The organism is Burkholderia sp. Ac-20384 (assembly GCF_017104605.1).
Lineage (GTDB): Bacteria > Pseudomonadota > Gammaproteobacteria > Burkholderiales > Burkholderiaceae > Burkholderia > Burkholderia lata.
Genome location: NZ_JAAGPE010000232.1, coordinates 1 through 15100, shown reverse-complemented (window position 1 = coordinate 15100; position 15100 = coordinate 1). Strand labels below are relative to the sequence as shown.

The 15100-nt window shown below is 65.3% G+C and carries 18 protein-coding genes; 8 read left to right on the top strand and 10 right to left on the bottom strand.

Annotation, left to right across the window (positions count from 1 at the left end; genetic code table 11):
- Positions 1–471: 471 nt before the first annotated feature.
- The 8 genes from G3O00_RS30815 to G3O00_RS30780 form a co-directional block, all read right to left on the bottom strand.
- Positions 472–1047: a cupin domain-containing protein gene (locus G3O00_RS30815; RefSeq protein WP_011352155.1), complete on the bottom strand. Its 576-nt coding sequence runs from the start codon at positions 1045–1047 to the stop codon at positions 472–474.
- Between the two features lie 302 nt (positions 1048–1349).
- The gene (locus tag G3O00_RS30810; protein ID WP_206145266.1) at positions 1350–2540 is read right to left on the bottom strand and encodes a tetratricopeptide repeat protein; all 1191 of its coding nucleotides are present in this window, start codon (positions 2538–2540) and stop codon (positions 1350–1352) included.
- Between the two features lie 16 nt (positions 2541–2556).
- A complete protein-coding gene (locus G3O00_RS30805) occupies positions 2557–2988 on the bottom strand; it encodes a biopolymer transporter ExbD (RefSeq protein WP_011352157.1) in 432 nt (143 codons plus the stop codon).
- A 225-nt stretch (positions 2989–3213) separates the two neighbouring features.
- The gene (locus G3O00_RS30800) at positions 3214–3636 is read right to left on the bottom strand and encodes a biopolymer transporter ExbD (protein WP_011352158.1); all 423 of its coding nucleotides are present in this window, start codon (positions 3634–3636) and stop codon (positions 3214–3216) included.
- A 20-nt stretch (positions 3637–3656) separates the two neighbouring features.
- Positions 3657–4574, bottom strand: coding sequence for a MotA/TolQ/ExbB proton channel family protein (locus tag G3O00_RS30795; RefSeq protein WP_174930792.1), 918 nt, complete (start codon positions 4572–4574; stop codon positions 3657–3659).
- A gap of 86 nt (positions 4575–4660) precedes the next feature.
- Positions 4661–5359: an energy transducer TonB gene (locus tag G3O00_RS30790; protein ID WP_011352160.1), complete on the bottom strand. Its 699-nt coding sequence runs from the start codon at positions 5357–5359 to the stop codon at positions 4661–4663.
- Between the two features lie 825 nt (positions 5360–6184).
- Positions 6185–6670: a YbaK/EbsC family protein gene (locus tag G3O00_RS30785; protein ID WP_011352161.1), complete on the bottom strand. Its 486-nt coding sequence runs from the start codon at positions 6668–6670 to the stop codon at positions 6185–6187.
- 124 nt (positions 6671–6794) lie between these two features.
- Positions 6795–7772, bottom strand: coding sequence for a cysteine synthase A (locus G3O00_RS30780; protein WP_206145265.1), 978 nt, complete (start codon positions 7770–7772; stop codon positions 6795–6797).
- 144 nt (positions 7773–7916) lie between these two features.
- On the opposite strand from G3O00_RS30780, the gene G3O00_RS30775 reads away from it, so the two are divergent.
- Together G3O00_RS30775 and G3O00_RS30770 are read left to right on the top strand one after the other, a co-directional pair.
- Entirely contained in the window at positions 7917–8405 is a 489-nt protein-coding gene (locus tag G3O00_RS30775; protein WP_011352163.1) for an adenosine-specific kinase, read from the top strand.
- A 224-nt stretch (positions 8406–8629) separates the two neighbouring features.
- Positions 8630–8923 (top strand): YciI-like protein, encoded by a 294-nt coding sequence (locus G3O00_RS30770; RefSeq protein ID WP_011352164.1) that lies wholly within the window; start codon positions 8630–8632, stop codon positions 8921–8923.
- A 7-nt stretch (positions 8924–8930) separates the two neighbouring features.
- Here G3O00_RS30770 and corA read toward each other — a convergent pair whose 3' ends face one another.
- Positions 8931–9908 (bottom strand): magnesium/cobalt transporter CorA, encoded by a 978-nt coding sequence (gene corA / locus G3O00_RS30765; protein WP_011352165.1) that lies wholly within the window; start codon positions 9906–9908, stop codon positions 8931–8933.
- A gap of 179 nt (positions 9909–10087) precedes the next feature.
- Here corA and cydX point away from each other — a divergent pair, with 179 nt between their 5' ends.
- Both cydX and G3O00_RS30755 read left to right on the top strand, forming a co-directional pair.
- Positions 10088–10234: a cytochrome bd-I oxidase subunit CydX gene (cydX, locus tag G3O00_RS30760; RefSeq protein ID WP_011352166.1), complete on the top strand. Its 147-nt coding sequence runs from the start codon at positions 10088–10090 to the stop codon at positions 10232–10234.
- Entirely contained in the window at positions 10231–10848 is a 618-nt protein-coding gene (locus G3O00_RS30755) for an ATP-binding protein (RefSeq protein ID WP_041492851.1), read from the top strand. Before cydX ends, G3O00_RS30755 begins: the two co-directional genes overlap by 4 nt.
- Positions 10849–10944: 96 nt before the next feature.
- Here the strand turns inward: G3O00_RS30755 and G3O00_RS30750 are convergent, their stop codons facing one another.
- A complete protein-coding gene (locus tag G3O00_RS30750; protein WP_039357959.1) occupies positions 10945–12045 on the bottom strand; it encodes a saccharopine dehydrogenase C-terminal domain-containing protein in 1101 nt (366 codons plus the stop codon).
- Positions 12046–12292: 247 nt separating this feature from the next.
- Here G3O00_RS30750 and G3O00_RS30745 point away from each other — a divergent pair, with 247 nt between their 5' ends.
- The 4 genes from G3O00_RS30745 to G3O00_RS30730 form a co-directional block, all read left to right on the top strand.
- Complete coding sequence (locus G3O00_RS30745) at positions 12293–13075, top strand: hypothetical protein (protein WP_206145264.1); 783 nt, start codon at positions 12293–12295, stop codon at positions 13073–13075.
- Positions 13076–13122: 47 nt separating this feature from the next.
- Complete coding sequence (locus G3O00_RS30740; RefSeq protein ID WP_206145263.1) at positions 13123–13563, top strand: hypothetical protein; 441 nt, start codon at positions 13123–13125, stop codon at positions 13561–13563.
- A gap of 81 nt (positions 13564–13644) precedes the next feature.
- Positions 13645–14310 (top strand): response regulator transcription factor, encoded by a 666-nt coding sequence (locus G3O00_RS30735; RefSeq protein WP_174930797.1) that lies wholly within the window; start codon positions 13645–13647, stop codon positions 14308–14310.
- A partial coding sequence (locus G3O00_RS30730; protein WP_277399339.1) for a histidine kinase dimerization/phospho-acceptor domain-containing protein occupies positions 14286–15100 on the top strand: 815 nt, incomplete at its 3' end. The genes G3O00_RS30735 and G3O00_RS30730, both read left to right, overlap by 25 nt.

Here is a 15100-nt window from a genome sequence, read left to right as displayed (position 1 = left end):
GACCGCATCCGCGATCGCGACGGCGCCCGGCGCCGGCTGGCTCTGGGCGAACGCCGGCGGCGCCAGTGCGGCCGTCAGCGCCAGTTCCGCCCAGACTATCCTCTTGATGGCCAACGCCAAAACTCTCTGCTTCATCTTGTTCCCTCTCGCTCGTAGTAAGACCCCACCTGCTGCGCGCCGGAACCTTGTGAATTCCTTGCGCGTCCTGGGTGCCCGTGTACCGGAACCCGCGATTGCCACGCTTTCGACTGCCACGACTCGAACGGATCGGCCTCGGGTCACCCGCACCATCCGGCATCACCGTCGTTTTCTATTTTGATTCGTCATACTAAACACCTACATTGAGCGCATTGCCTGCTTCTTCCCGATTCGACGGACAGCGTGTTTTGCATATGGCGAGCCCGTGCGCGCGCCGTACTGCGCACCGTCTGCCGTCGATCGGGTACTTCCCCCTCCTGCCGACCGCCTTCGCTAGAACAGCCGGGGCGTGCCGACCCAGACGATCACCGCCTCTTCGTCGGCCGTGTTGCGCCACGCATGCGGCATCGTCGATTCGTAATGCGCGGTATCGCCCTCGTTCAGCGTGAAGGTGCAATCCTCGAGCGTCAGCGCTACCTGCCCGCGCAACACGTAGACGAACTCCTCGCCCGCATGCGTCGTCATCTCGGACGACAGCTGCCCGGCCGGCATCCGGACGAGAATCGCGTCGAGCTTGCGGCCGTCCACCAGGTTCGTCAGCCTCGCGAACCGGCTGGCCGAGTTCGTGAACTGGAAATACTGCAGCGCGTTGCCGCGGCATACCGAGCGCGCTTCCGTCGGCGTGTCGATGAAGTACTGCATCGTCACGCCCAGCGCCTTCGCGATCCGCACCAGCGACGTGATCGACGGCGTCGCCCGCCCGCGCTCGACCTGCGACAGGAACGGCTTCGAAATGCCGGCGATCGTCGACGTTTCGTCGAGCGTGAGTTTCAGGCGCTGGCGCAGCGCCCGGATCTTGTTGCCTAGCGACATGGCGACGAGCACCGACTCATCAGGGGGTAAAACCATGGAAAGACGGACCCTCGCAGTCGAAATCGGTTTGATGTCGTCAAGCCTCGACCGATGCCGTGACACGCCCGGCCCGGCGCGATCCCCCGCTGCACGCTGTCGCGGCGCGCACGCCACGCGCGGTGCGGCACGGCAGCCGCGTCGCGCGGCCCCGCAGCACTCGACCATTTCATTCGGTTTACTAATTAACAAGGCTGCCCCTTTCCATCGGCTGACCTGCCCGTCGTGCATCGGTGCGATCGCGGCGGCACACCGCTTGCCGACCGCGTCCGCGTTGCGCGCCGTCGTGCCCTTCCGTTGCGTTACCGGGATGCCACCACCGTCCAGAGGCGTGCCAGGTCAGCGGAACCGTCGGCCCCCTTGACCGTGCGCAGCACCTGGACCGCACGCGCCTTCTGGCCGGCCACGTAGTACGCCTCGCCGAGCCGCAGCCGTGCTGCATCGGGATGCTCGAGCCCGCCCTTTGCGATCGCCTGCTCCATCATCGGCAGCCCCTGCTGCGCACGGCCCTCGAAGACGAGGTTCATGCCCGCGTCGATCGGCGCGGCCGGCGTCGTGGCGTCGCCGCCCGATTGCGCGCGCTTCGCGGCGAGTGCCTGCAGCCGCTTCTCGCGGTCGGCCTGCGCGTCCTTGCCGAGTACGCCGGACGCGAACCCCTGGTCGATCACCTGCTTGCCTTCGGCGGGCGACCCCGCGACCAGCGCAAGCTGAGTCATCTCCATGTATGCGTTGGCGGACGCAAGCGAACCCGTCGCCCGGCGCAACCGGTAGATGTCGAGGTCGAGCGACGGCAGATAGCCGGGGTTGCCGCGAATGGCCGTGACCATTTCGTCCCAGTACGCGGGGCTCGGATGGTAGGCCACCAGCAGCCCGAGCGCACTGCGATACGCGTTGCCGTCCTTCACCTTCTGCGCGCAGGTCGCCAGCATCTGCAACTGCCCTTCGTCCGGTGCGTGTCCGCCATTCGCCTGCGCGTCGGTGCTCGCTTTCAACTGGCTCACGAGCGGTGCGCAATCGTTTGACAGGTAGTAAGACTGCGTGAGCAGCGTGCGCATTTCCGGATCCGAGCCACCGGCCTTCAGATAACGCTGCGCGACCCGGATCGCCAGCGGGTAGTTCTTCTGCTGGAAGTAGATGCCGGCCAGCGCCGCCGTGATCCGCTGCTCGTCCTCGCCCGTCAGCCGCCCCGAGTTCAGCACGCTCTCGTAGGCTTGCGCGGCCGTGCCCGAGTCGCCGGCCGCCATCGCTGCCGCGCCGCGCATCTCTTCCACCATGTAGGTTTCGTATGGCGTCCGGTTCGGCACGGCAGCTGCCTGGGCGATCTTGCCCAGCGCATCGCGATACTTGTGCGCCCGATACAGCTCCTGTGCGGCCGCCAACGGTTTCGCCACGTCCGGCCGCAGCGCGTCCGCCGGCAGCGCCGGGCGACCGAGCAGGCCTGCCGCGCCGAGCGCCGTCACCGCCATCATCCGTTTCCATCGTCGCTGGTTCATCGGCTCGTCCGTGTCGTCATTGCATGAACTGTTCGTTACCGATCAGGCCGATCTTGGTCGCGCCCACGCGTTGCGCGGAGGCGAGCACGGCGGCCACGTCCTTGTACGGCACCAGCTTGTTGGGGCGCAGATGGATCTCGGCCTGCACGGGCTCCGCCGCCACCTGGGTCAGTTTCGACTCGAGCGCCGCGCGGTCCGGCACCGGTGCGCCGTTCCATGTCGTCGTGCCGTCGAAGTCGATATCGATCTGCACGATTTCCGGCGGCGTGGCCGGCGGCGGCGGATTCCCCACCGGCAGGTCCATCTTTACCGAATGCATCTGAATCGGGATCGTGATGATCAGCATGATCAGCAACACCAGCATCACGTCGATCAGTGGCGTGGTGTTGATATCGACCATCACTTCCGGTTCGGCATTGCTCCCGCCCGAAGGCACATTCATTCCCATCGTCGACTCCTGTCGACCAGCGTTAGCGCTTTAGCGCTTACGCTGGTCCCATGCTTCGCGGTCGATCCACGTTGGCGCTTTAGCGCTTATGTGGATCCCATGCTTCGCGGTCAACCCGCGTTAGTGCCTGAGCACTTACGCCGATCCCACCGTTCTCGGTCAACCAGCGTCAGCGCGCCAACACTTGCCGCCGGCCCCCTGTTCCACCACGATTCCCGCGCGCGACTACCCCCCGCGCGCCGGCGGCTCCGTAATGAACGACAGCTTCGCGATCCCCGCGCGCTCGCACATCGTGACCACCCGTCCGATGAACTCGTAGCGCGTGTTCTGGTCGCCCCGCACATGGACACTCGGCTGCGGCTGCTGCTGCGACACGCCCTTCAGCTTCGCGAGCAGCGTCTGTGCATCCACCAGCTGCTCGCCCCAGAAGAAATCGCCGTCGCGGTTCACCGCGATCTCGATGCTCTTCGGCGTCGTCTGCAGCGGCTGCACCGTCTCCTTCGGCAACTGAAGCTGGATCGTGTGCGTCACGACCGGGATCGTGATCAGGAAGATGATCAGCAACACCAGCATCACGTCGACGAGCGGCGTCGTGTTGATGTTGGCGATCACCTCGTCGCTATCGTCCTGCCCGACGTTCATGGCCATCGCGCGTCTCCGTCAGCCGTTCAGTTCGCGAGCGACGCGGCTGCCGGCGACGACGCCGCCGCGCGTACCGGGCGCCGATTGCCGGCCAGCAGCACGGTATGCAGTTGCGCGCCGAAGTTGCGGACCCGCTCCATCACCGACTTGTTGCGGCGGACCAGGAAGTTGTAGCCGAGCACCGCCGGCACCGCGACGGCGAGGCCGATCGCGGTCATGATGAGCGCCTCGCCCACCGGGCCTGCGACCTTGTCGATCGACGCCTGGCCGGCGATGCCGATGGCCGTCAGCGCGTGATAGATCCCCCAGACCGTGCCGAACAGCCCGACGAACGGCGCGGTGGAGCCCACCGTAGCCAGGAATGCGAGCCCGTCCTGCATCCGGTTCGACACGTTCGTGATCGAGCGCTCGACCGACACGTCGATCCACGTGTTGCGGTCCACCGCTTCCAGCAGCGCGTCTTCATGATGCTCGCCGGCCTCGATTGCCGTTTCGGCGATGAACCGGAACGGCGACGCCTCGTCGAGCAGCCTGGCGCCTTCTGCCAGCGACGGCGCGGTCCAGAGCTGCGCGTCCGCCAGCTTCGCGCGGCGATTCGCGCGCAACTGCTCCAGGAACTTCGTGATCATGATGTACCAGCTGCCCATCGACATGATCACCAGCAGGATCAGCACGAAACGGGCGACGAAATCGCCGTTCTTCCATAGCGCGCCAAGCCCGTACGGATTCTCGACTGCTTCCGTCGTGGCCGGCGCGGGCGGCGGAGCCGGCTCGGCGGCGGCCGGAACCGGGGCCGGTGCAGCCGACGGTGCCGCGGCCTGTGCCGATGTGCCGGCCGCGCCGCTTGCCTGCGCGTGGGCGAGTTGCGGCGCAACGAACCCGTCGATTGCGGCGACGGACATCAGGATGCTTGCCGCCAGCGCGGCCAGTGAACGCTTCGTCATACCCCACTCCAGTTATTTCGGTGAACTTAATACGTCAGTTCGGGATGGTTTTTCCCGGCCCGGATCGCACCGGGCCGCCCACTGCATCAATTCAGATTGAACGAGAACGGAACCTGGACCCGTACCGACTGGCCCTGCGCGACGCACTTGAATCGTTTCACGGTGTTGTAGGCCGCGCGATCGAGGATCGGGTCCGCCGACTGCGCCACGCGTTCGTTCGTGATATTCCCTTCCGCATCCACGACGAATTCGATCGTCACGTCACCCGTGATGTTGTTTTCCTGCGCTTCCTTCGGGTACTGGATCGACGCGCGCAACGTGTCCGAATTCGGGCAGACCACCCCCACGTCATGACTGACGGGCTTGGCCGGCGCCGGGGGCGCCACGACCGGCGCCTGCACGGCCGGTGCGGACGGCACTGGAGCCGACTGGTGCGTGATCGTCGCCTGCGGCGGCGCCTGCACCGGTACTTCCGGCGGCGGGACGAACGGCGGCGGCGGCGGCGCAAATTTCGGCGGTGGGAGTTTGACCACGGGCATCGGCGGTGGCGGCGGTGGCTTGACCGGCTCGATGATGCGGGTTTCGATCGGGTGCTGGATCACCTGCACGACTTTCGTCGCGAGGCCGTTGAGCAGCGCGTAGATCAGCACTGCATGCAGCACCAGGACGATTCCGATGCCGCCGAACCGGCGTACCGGATTCTGTTGCTTCTTGCCGAACTCCCGCGGACGGCCCAGCGTAGCCAGTCCGCTGTTCGACGTAGCCAGATGTTCTTCGACTTTCATGCCCACCATCCATCCCCCAAGCGATTCGCCCAGTTTCGGATCGCTGCCGGCGGCAAAGCCAGGTCGGCATCGCCACCGCATCAACCCGAACATTTCATTTCAAATTCAATTAGCAATCCGAATTGAAAGAATTACATTCGAATTCCAATTCATTCTTTTTCAAGGAATCGTTCCGGCCGGCGCGGCCCGGCGTCTCTCCGGAAAACCACGCGCCTGCACGTTCAGGCAATTGTCAGCTGAGCGGGCGGCACCTTACATTTCGTATGACGATCCGCCGTTCGTTACACGGTGATGTCATTTGCGCCGTTCACTTGGGTGCAGAAGATAGCAAGGAAAAAATTTTGACGTCAAACTTTATTTGATACCCGAATACAAAGTTTGGAGGGTTTATTCAAATAATATTCCGGTAAGCACAAGTCAAACTTTTATTATTAAAACGGTAATTGAATTGTATGGATATATGCGAAAACGGATATTAGGTTGTTTCAACATAAATATCGGCGTATTTCCTGCACTGCATCAAAAATAGCCGCCACGGAAGCGACCGGGACGGTGCACACCCTCCTCTCGTCAACGTCAGCATCGGTCGCTCAATGCGCTGTTCGACCACCTCGAGCTGGCCGAACAGCGATTCCTCGAAACATCCGACGCACCATGGATATCCGAACGGTTAATCCGGAATGCGATTGAAAATTACGGACGATGCGTCGACCAACGATCGACACGATCATTTCGCATATCGAATTAACTATCGCCGCCAGACCCACCGCCGCGACACACAACCGTGTCACACGGGCACCGACCAGCGCCGACGCACCGCGCGCGTCAGGAGTGCATGCCCTGCATCTTGTGCGAGAAATGCGCGCGTTCGGCCGTCTCCATCAGCATCAGGAATTCATCCTGCATCATGTGGATCAGCGCCTCGTGATCGCCGGCCTCGAAATAGACTTCCGGCTGCTGCGCGAGACGTTCCTCGAGAAACGTCTTCATCCCGTACGCCATGCACACCGGCGGCAACGCGCCCATGTCGCAATCCTTGAACAACTCGCGCAGCTCGACCTCCCGGGCGAGCACGAGATGGCGTCCCGTCTTCACCCAGAGATCCGACAGACGCACGGCGTACGTGGTCGGCAATACGGCGGCGACGTAGCCTTCGTCGTCTTCGAGGAGCACGGTTTTCGCGAGGCGATCGCCGGGAATATGCGCGGCGGCGGCCGTCTCCATGCTCGTATGGCTATAGGGGTGGTACACCACTTCGTACCGCGATGACTTCTGACGCAGGCAATCCTGCAGGGTGGCTGACACAGGCATGGCACACCTCGTCTGGGCGAAACGGGCGAACGGCGTTCGCACCGGATTCGTTCAGCATAGGTCGCATTCCGGCGGATGGAAATCCTCACCGCTCCCGCGCCTCGCACGCGCTCAACGCACGGGTTCAGTCCCCCGGATCCAGGCCCTTTTCGTGCAGCCATTCCCGATTGAAAAGCCGCGCGCGATAGATGTCGCCACGATCGCACAGCAAGGTCACGACCGTGTGCCCCGGGCCCATCCGGCGGGCCAACCAGACCGCTGCCGCGACGTTGATGCCGCTCGATCCGCCGACATACAGCCCTTCCTCGCGCAGCAGCCGGTAGACCATCGTCACGCACTGCTGATCGTCGATCCGCACCGCGTCGTCGATCGGCGTGCCCGCGAGGTTCATTGTGACGCGCGTCGATCCGATGCCTTCGGTAATCGAGCTGCCTTCTGCGCCGAGGTCGCCCGTTTTCACGTACCCATAGAGCCCGCTGCCGCACGGGTCGGCCAGCACGATCCGGACGTCCGGATTCTGCTCTTTCAGATAACGGCTCACGCCGGCCAGCGTGCCGCCCGTTCCGGTCGCGCAGACGAACGCATCGATCGTGCCCGCCGTATCGCGCCAGATTTCGGGCCCGGTCGTCTCGTAGTGCGCCTGACGATTGACGACGTTGTCGAACTGATTGGCCCACACCGCGTTGTCGAGTTCGTCCGCGAGCCGCCCGGCAATCTTCTGATAGTTGTTCGGGTCACGGTAAGGCGCCGCCGGCACCGGGCGCACCTCGGCGCCGAGCGTGCGCAGGATCGCCAGCTTGTCCGGCGATTGTGTGTCGGGAATCACGATCACGCAGCGATAGCCGCGCGCCGCGCAGATATGCGCCAGACCGATGCCGGTGTTGCCCGCCGTACCCTCGACGACGGTGCCGCCCGGCTTCAGCACGCCACGCCGCTCGGCGTCGCGGATGATGTAAAGTGCCGCGCGGTCCTTCACCGACCCGCCCGGATTCATGAATTCCGCCTTGCCCAGGATCTCGCAGCCCGTCTCCGCGCTGAGCTTCGTCAAGCGAATCAGCGGCGTGCGCCCGACGCAGTCGACAAAGCCTTGTCGCACGTCCATGTCTGCCTCCATTCCTTCGTGCAGCGCTCGCGCCACACACAACGAAGGATAGGCCGCCCTCGCGGCTTTCGTCGCCGGCCGCCGCGTATTAAGCTTGAAGAGCCCATTGCGGCGCACGCGCCGCATCGCGAGACGAGGTCCGCCATGCTGCAGCTGCACACTGTTGCCGTCGACAAGCCCGAGACCATGAACTTCATCCTCGGCCAGTCGCATTTCATCAAGTCCGTCGAAGACATCCACGAGGCGCTGGTCGGCACCGTGCCCGGCATCCGCTTCGGGCTCGCATTCTGCGAGGCGTCGGGCAAGCGGCTGGTGCGCCACTCCGGCACCGATGCGACGCTCGTCGAACTGGCCTGCCGCAACGCCAGCGCGATCGGCGCCGGTCACGCATTCATCGTGTTTCTCGGCGACGGGTTCTACCCGGTCAACGTGCTCAATGCGATCAAGGCCGTGCCGGAGGTCTGCCGGATCTATTGCGCGACCGCGAACCCGACCGAGGTCATCGTCGCGGAAACCGCGCAAGGTCGCGGAATCGTCGGCGTCGTCGACGGCTTCGGGCCGCTCGGTGTCGAAAATGACGACGACATCCGCTGGCGCAAGGACCTGCTTCGCACGATCGGCTACAAGGCGTAGCGATAGCCTGCCCGGCCCCGGCCTGAAGACCTGCCTGCATCGAAGGTGCGATGCGGCCGGGATTTCAGGACGAACGGCGCATAGACCGTTAGTTGCGTTTTTAGCGCAGGGACACACCGCCATGCGTGTCGTGTCGCTGCCGTCCGCCTGCCCTATACTGCCCGCAGCAGACTGACTGACGGCGCGCTGACGCACCGGCCGCCGCGATTCTTCCCGGAGCCACCATGCATTACCAGTTGACCTACGAACTCGTCGACGATTACCTGTCCCGTCGCGAACCGTTCCGCGCCCAGCACCTCGCGCTTGCGCAGGCTGCGACCGAGCGCGGCGAACTCGTGCTCGCCGGCGCACTGTCGGACCCGGCCGATCAGGCCGTGCTCGTGTTCGAAGGGGATTCGCCGGAGGCGGCCGAGTCGTTCGCGCGCGCCGATCCGTACGTGCAGAACGGCCTCGTGAAATCGTGGCGCGTGCGTCCGTGGCGCGTCGTGATCGGCAAGCACGCGCCGCCCCGCGCGTGAAGCGAGACTACAGCCACCCTGCCCGCTTGAATCGCCACCACAGCGCGAAATCGGCGACGACCATCGCGGCGATGCAACCGTAGAAACCGTATTTCAGGTGCAGTTCGGGCATGTTCGCGAAGTTCATCCCGTAGATGCCGGCGATCATCGTCGGAATCGCGAACAGCGCGGCGAACGAGCCGAGCCGCTTCGTCACCTCGCTCTCGGCCAGCGAAATCATCCCGAGATTGACCTGGATCGCCGTAACCACCATCTCGCGCCGCCCTTCGATCGTCTTCACGATCCGCTGCAGGTGGTCGTACACGTCGCGAAAGTACGGCTCCATCCCGCTGCAGACCTGCGGAATGCGCCCACCGGTGAGCTTCGCAAGCGGCTCGATCAACGGCGCCGTGTGCTGGTACAGCATCACGAGCCGGCGCTTCAGCGAATAGAGATCCTCGATGATCGCGCGCGACGACGCGGGCGTGGCCTTCGCGAAAATGCGGTCCTCGAGTTCCTCGAGCTCGGTGCCGAGCGTTTCGAGGATCGGGAAATAGCGGTCGACGACCTGGTCCATCAGCGCGTAGAACACGAATGCCGAGCCTTCCTGGAGCAGATGCGGCTCGCGCTCGCAACGCTTGCGCACGTCGCGGAAATCCTGCTCGGTATGGTTGCGGATCGACAGCACGTAATTCGGTCCGACGAACACGTTCAGCTCGCCGACATTCAATTCATCGTCGTCGTCCAGCTCGACCATATGCAGCACCGCGAACAGCGAATCGCCGTACTCCTCGATCTTCGGTCGCTGGTGCCCCTTGCGGGCATCCTCGAGCGCCAGTTCGTGCAGGCCGAACTCCTCGCCCATCAGGTCGAGTTCGGCAGGCGTCGGATCCTTCAGCGCGACCCACACGAAGCATTCGGGCTTCGACACGTAGTCGCTGATGGCGTCGATATCGATGTCGGCCAGCTTGCGGCCGTCCTGGTATGCAGCACAGTTGATCAGCATGTTGTCCGTGATGTTGCGGTTTGCGCATCAGTTTACCGGTTTGCTGCGCGGGCGGCCCGGCTTGCGCGGCACGGCGATATTGGTCATGATCGGGCTGCGTGCGCCGCAGCATGCGCACCCGGACACTTCGGACCACAAGCCGCACGGCCGTGCGGCCCAACCGTCAAGGAGACTGACCCATGTGGTATTTCTCGTGGATACTCGGCATCGGCGTGGCGCTCGGCTTCGGCATCATCAACGCGATGTGGCTGGAAGCGGAAGTCTTCTCGCGCGGCGACAAGCGCAACGGCGCATCGGGCCCGCGCCCGGGAGGCAAGGCTTCGTGACGCACCTGGTGTTCTTCTGCGGTCACGCCGGCACCGGCAAGACCACGCTCGCGAAGCGGCTCATCGGGCCGCTGATGCGCGCGACCGGCGAGGCCTTCTGCCTGCTCGACAAGGACACGCTGTACGGCCGCTACAGCTCGGCCGCGATGGGCGCGCTCACCGAGGATCCGAACGATCGCGACAGCCCGCTCTACCTGAAGCACCTGCGCGATCCCGAATACCAGGGCCTGCTCGACACCGCACGTGAAAATCTCGCGCTCGGCATCGGCGCACTCGTGGTCGGCCCGCTGTCGCGCGAAGTGCGCGATCGCCGCATTCTCGACCGTGCGTGGCTCGGCATCGCGCCCGACGTCACGCTGACGGTCGTCTGGGTCCACACGTCGGAAGACGTCGCGCACCAGCGAATCGTCGCGCGCGGCAACCCGAACGACGCCTACAAGCTCACGCACTGGGACGAATACCGGCAGCGCCGCTTCGTGCCGACCGGCCACGAATGCGACGGTATCGTGATGTTCGACAACACCGCGCCATCCGATGCCGACGTCGACACATTGCTGTACCGCATCGCGCCGCCGCCTCCCGCGGCCACGATCGTCCCGCCGCTGCCGGCCTGACCGCCGCCCTTTTTTCGTTCCCCGCAAAAAACAACGCCGGAAGCGCTGCTGCGCTCCCGGCGTCGTACGGCCCTCGTGCCAGAGGCTGACGGGTGGTCAGGCCACTTCGTGCACGCGCTCCATCGTGCCGCCTTCGTACAGCTTGCCGAAGCGGTTCGACAGGAACGCCTTCAGCGACACCTTTTCCTGCGGGATGAAACCGCTCTGCGGCAGCTTCTTTTCGCGGAACAGATCCAGCACCGCGCACATCGCGCCGGCCGTCGTGATCTGGATCGCGCTCATGTGCATCCCGCACACGTCCTTCGCGAAAATCTTGCGCGTGAACACGTCCTGCACCAGCTGGCCGTCCTTCACGCCCGTCACCGTGATGAACACGAGCACGACGTCCTGCTTCGTCGACGGCACCGCGCGGCGCATGATCGACTTCAGCGTGTCGCGGTCGGTCGACAGGCGCAGGTCTTCGAGCAGGAACTGCACGAGATCGCGGTGGCCCGGATAGCGCACCGACTTGTAGTCGAGCGTCTCGACCTTGCCCGACAGCGTTTCGCACAACGTGCCCAGGCCGCCCGACGTGTTGAACGCTTCGTATTCGGTGCCGTCCAGCGAGAAGTGCTCGAGGCCTTCGAGCGGCTGCACCCATTGCTTGCGGCCGTCGCGGATCGCTTCGCACGGCTGGCAGTATTCGTTGATCAGGCCGTCGACGCTCCACGTCAGGTTGTACTTCAGCGCGTTGGTCGGATACTCGGGCAGCGCGCCGACGCGCATCTTCACGTCGCGCACTTCGCTGAAGCCGTTCACCAGCTCATGGGCGGCGAGACCGATGAAGCCCGGTGCGAGACCGCACTGCGGCATGAACGCACGGTCGGAGCCTTCGGCCAGTTCGCGGATCGCGTGGGTGGCGCGCACGTCTTCGGTCAGGTCGAAGTAGTGGACGCCGGCAGCCTTCGCGGCGGCGGCAACGTTGACCGCGAGGTAGTACGGCAGTGCGTTGACGAGCGCATCGAAGCCCTTCACGGCTTCGCGAATCGCGTTCGCATCGGCCGAATCGACCCGTTGCGTCGCGATGCCTTCGCGCGACAGCTTCGCAAGCGCATCCGCATCACGGTCGAACGCGACGACTTCGTAGTCGCCCGTTTCACGCAGCATGTGAGCAATGGTGTGGCCGATCAGACCTGCGCCGACGATGGCGATTTTCATGCGCTTATCTCCTGATGATGGGTTGGTGTTGTGAACGGCGTTGAGCCATGAACACAGTTTAGGGACGCTCAAAATCAGTTCCAAGACGAAGAATGATGCGAAACGACCGATAATTTCGACGTTCCGACGACGTATTTCGTCGAAACGTCGAAACGACGTTTTTTCCCGCTGCCGGCCTCGCTATGGCTGGCCTAAGTCTCGGGATTCAGACTGCATGCCGACCACCCGATTGCCAAGGAGGCATCGCATGCAATCCCTGCCCGCCCATCGCCCGCCGCACTGGCTGAACAAGGTGCCCGACGTCGCGCTGTCGTTCTGGATCATCAAGATCATGTCGACCACGGTCGGCGAAACCGGCGCGGACTTTCTCGCGGTCAACGCGGGGCTCGGCCAGACCGTCACGCGCGTCGCGATGGCGTCGCTGCTCGCGATCGCGCTGTGGCTGCAGTTGCGCACGCGCCGCTACGTGCCGTGGATCTACTGGCTCACGGTGGTGCTGGTCAGCATCGTCGGCACGCAGATCACCGACCTGCTCACCGACGGCCTGAATGTCAGCCTCTATGCGAGCACCGCCGCGTTTGCCGTCGGGCTCGCCGCGATCTTCTTCGTGTGGCATCGCGTCGAAGGCACGCTGTCGATCGACACGATCGTCACGCCACGGCGCGAGCTGTTCTACTGGGCCGCGATCCTCTGCACGTTCGCGCTGGGCACCGCCGCAGGCGATCTCGCGACCGAGGCGCTCGGTCTGGGCTTCACGCTCGGCGCGCTGTGCTTCGGCGGTCTGATCGCGGCCGTGTTCGCGGCGTGGCGGCTCGGTGCCAACGCGGTGCTCGCGTTCTGGATCGCGTACATCCTGACGCGCCCGTTCGGCGCGTCGCTCGGCGACCTGCTCACGCAGGCCCGCACCTATGGCGGGCTCGGCTTCGGCGCCGCGTGGACGAGCCTGCTGTTCCTCACCGTGATCGTGCTGCTCGTTGCCGTCGCTCAGTTCGGCAGCGGCCCGCGCACGCGTGCCGGTGCCGCCGAATGACGCCCGTTCCTTTCCGCTCTTCCCATTCATCGAATCGAGGACTCGCCATGCGCATCCCCCATCCCGTTTCCCGTCTCGCCGTTGCGGCGGCCACGATTGCCCTGCTGAGCGCCGCCGCCGGCTGCTCGAAGCAGCAGGACGCGAACGCAGCGACGCCGGTGCCCGCCTCGGCCGCCACATCGCCCGCGACGGCCCACGCATCGAAGCTCGGCGACCTGTCGCAGTTCCGCACGATCGCCGTCGACGTGAACACGCTCGTCGCCAAGGGCGACCTGCCCGGCGCGAAAACGCGCATCAAGGATCTCGAGATCGCGTGGGATTCGGCCGAAGCCGGCCTCAAGCCGCGCGCCGCCGCCGACTGGCACATGGTCGACCAGGAGATCGACCGGGCACTCTCCGCATTGCGCGCCGACCATCCGACCCAGGCCGATTCGGCCGTCGCGATGAAGAACCTGCTCGCGGCCCTCGACCGGTTCAGCGGCAAATAACGATCGCAGCGCGCCGCGGCACGTGACGCACGCGCGGGAATCGCATACGCTGGCGGCGTTTGCGCGGCACGGAGAACACGCATGCGAATACTGCTCGTCGAAGACGACCCGATGATCGGCGAGGCCGTCCATGCCGCGTTGAAGGATGCGTCGTACGCCACCGACTGGGTCACCGACGGCGTGCGCGCGTTGACCGCGTTCGCCGCGCAGCCCTACGACCTGGTCCTGCTCGACCTCGGCCTGCCCGGCCGCGACGGGCTCGACGTGCTGGCTGCCATCCGCGCGAAGGACGCCAGCGCGCCGCTGCTGATCGTCACCGCACGCGACGGGCTCGACGATCGCCTGGCCGGCCTCGACGGCGGCGCCGATGACTACATCGTGAAACCGTTCGAAATGGCCGAGCTGCTCGCGCGGATTCGCGTCGCGATCCGGCGCCGGGCCGGTTCGGCTGCGCCGCTGCTGAGCAATGGCATCGTGTCGCTCGATCCGGCAACGCGCGAGGCCGCGGTCGACGGGAGCGCGCCGGTGCCGCTGTCGAATCGCGAATTCGCGCTGCTGCGCGCGCTGCTGGTGCGCCCGGGCGCAATCCTGTCGCGGCGCGAGCTCGAGGATCGCCTGTACGGCTGGGGCGAGGAAGTCGAAAGCAATGCGGTCGAATTCCTGATCCATTCGCTGCGCCGCAAGCTCGGCAGCACCGTGATCAAGAACGTCAGGGGTGCGGGATGGATGGTTTCAAGAAACGGCTGAACGAATCGATCGGGTTTCGCCTGTCGGTCGCGCTGTCGGCCGCGATCCTGGTCGTCGCGACGGCCGCGGCCGCGTTCGCGTTTTCATCGGCATTCGACGAAGCGCACGAATTGCAGGACGACGTGCTGCGCGAGGTCGCGACGCTGCTCGACCGCGAGCACACGCCGTCGCTCCATGCCGACGGCACCGGGCCCGCGCGCGAAAGCGACGAGCTGTCGCGCGTGATCGTGCAGCCGCTCGGCGGCACACCGCAGCCAGGCAGCGACGGCACGCCGCCGCTCGCGCTGGCGCCGACGCTCGCCGACGGGCTGCATACGGTCGATGCCGGCGGCAGCACGTATCGCGTGATGGTCCGGAGCTTCGCGAACGGCGAGCGCATCGCGGTCGCGCAGGAAGCCGGCATGCGCGACGATGTCGCCCGCGAAAGCGCGTGGCGCACCGCATTGCCGCTGCTGATTCTCGTGCCGATCCTGTTGCTGCTCGTCGCCGATCTCGTGCGCAAGCTGTTCCGCCCGGTGGCCGTGCTGTCCGCCGGCATCGATGCGCGCGACGAGCACGACCTGCGCCCGGTACCGGCCGAGCATGTGCCGGTCGAAGTGCGGCCGTTCGTCGTCGCGATCAACCGGATGCTGGAGCGCGTCGCGCAGTCGGTTGCCGCGCAGCGCCGCTTCGTCGCCGACGCCGCGCACGAGCTGCGCTCGCCACTCACCGCGATGTCGCTACAGGCCGAGCGCCTCGCCGAGGCCGACCTGCCGGACGATGCGCGCGCACGGCTCGCCGCGCTGCGCGG

Coding starts and splice junctions, on each gene's coding strand:
- G3O00_RS30815 (WP_011352155.1), bottom strand. CDS start 1,047: ATGGTTTTACCCCCTGATGAGTCGGTGCTCGTCGCCATGTCGCTAGGC.
- G3O00_RS30810 (WP_206145266.1), bottom strand. CDS start 2,540: ATGAACCAGCGACGATGGAAACGGATGATGGCGGTGACGGCGCTCGGC.
- G3O00_RS30805 (WP_011352157.1), bottom strand. CDS start 2,988: ATGGGAATGAATGTGCCTTCGGGCGGGAGCAATGCCGAACCGGAAGTG.
- G3O00_RS30800 (WP_011352158.1), bottom strand. CDS start 3,636: ATGGCCATGAACGTCGGGCAGGACGATAGCGACGAGGTGATCGCCAAC.
- G3O00_RS30795 (WP_174930792.1), bottom strand. CDS start 4,574: ATGACGAAGCGTTCACTGGCCGCGCTGGCGGCAAGCATCCTGATGTCC.
- G3O00_RS30790 (WP_011352160.1), bottom strand. CDS start 5,359: ATGAAAGTCGAAGAACATCTGGCTACGTCGAACAGCGGACTGGCTACG.
- G3O00_RS30785 (WP_011352161.1), bottom strand. CDS start 6,670: ATGCCTGTGTCAGCCACCCTGCAGGATTGCCTGCGTCAGAAGTCATCG.
- G3O00_RS30780 (WP_206145265.1), bottom strand. CDS start 7,772: ATGGACGTGCGACAAGGCTTTGTCGACTGCGTCGGGCGCACGCCGCTG.
- G3O00_RS30775 (WP_011352163.1), top strand. CDS start 7,917: ATGCTGCAGCTGCACACTGTTGCCGTCGACAAGCCCGAGACCATGAAC.
- G3O00_RS30770 (WP_011352164.1), top strand. CDS start 8,630: ATGCATTACCAGTTGACCTACGAACTCGTCGACGATTACCTGTCCCGT.
- corA (WP_011352165.1), bottom strand. CDS start 9,908: ATGCTGATCAACTGTGCTGCATACCAGGACGGCCGCAAGCTGGCCGAC.
- cydX (WP_011352166.1), top strand. CDS start 10,088: ATGTGGTATTTCTCGTGGATACTCGGCATCGGCGTGGCGCTCGGCTTC.
- G3O00_RS30750 (WP_039357959.1), bottom strand. CDS start 12,045: ATGAAAATCGCCATCGTCGGCGCAGGTCTGATCGGCCACACCATTGCT.
- G3O00_RS30745 (WP_206145264.1), top strand. CDS start 12,293: ATGCAATCCCTGCCCGCCCATCGCCCGCCGCACTGGCTGAACAAGGTG.
- G3O00_RS30740 (WP_206145263.1), top strand. CDS start 13,123: ATGCGCATCCCCCATCCCGTTTCCCGTCTCGCCGTTGCGGCGGCCACG.
- G3O00_RS30735 (WP_174930797.1), top strand. CDS start 13,645: ATGCGAATACTGCTCGTCGAAGACGACCCGATGATCGGCGAGGCCGTC.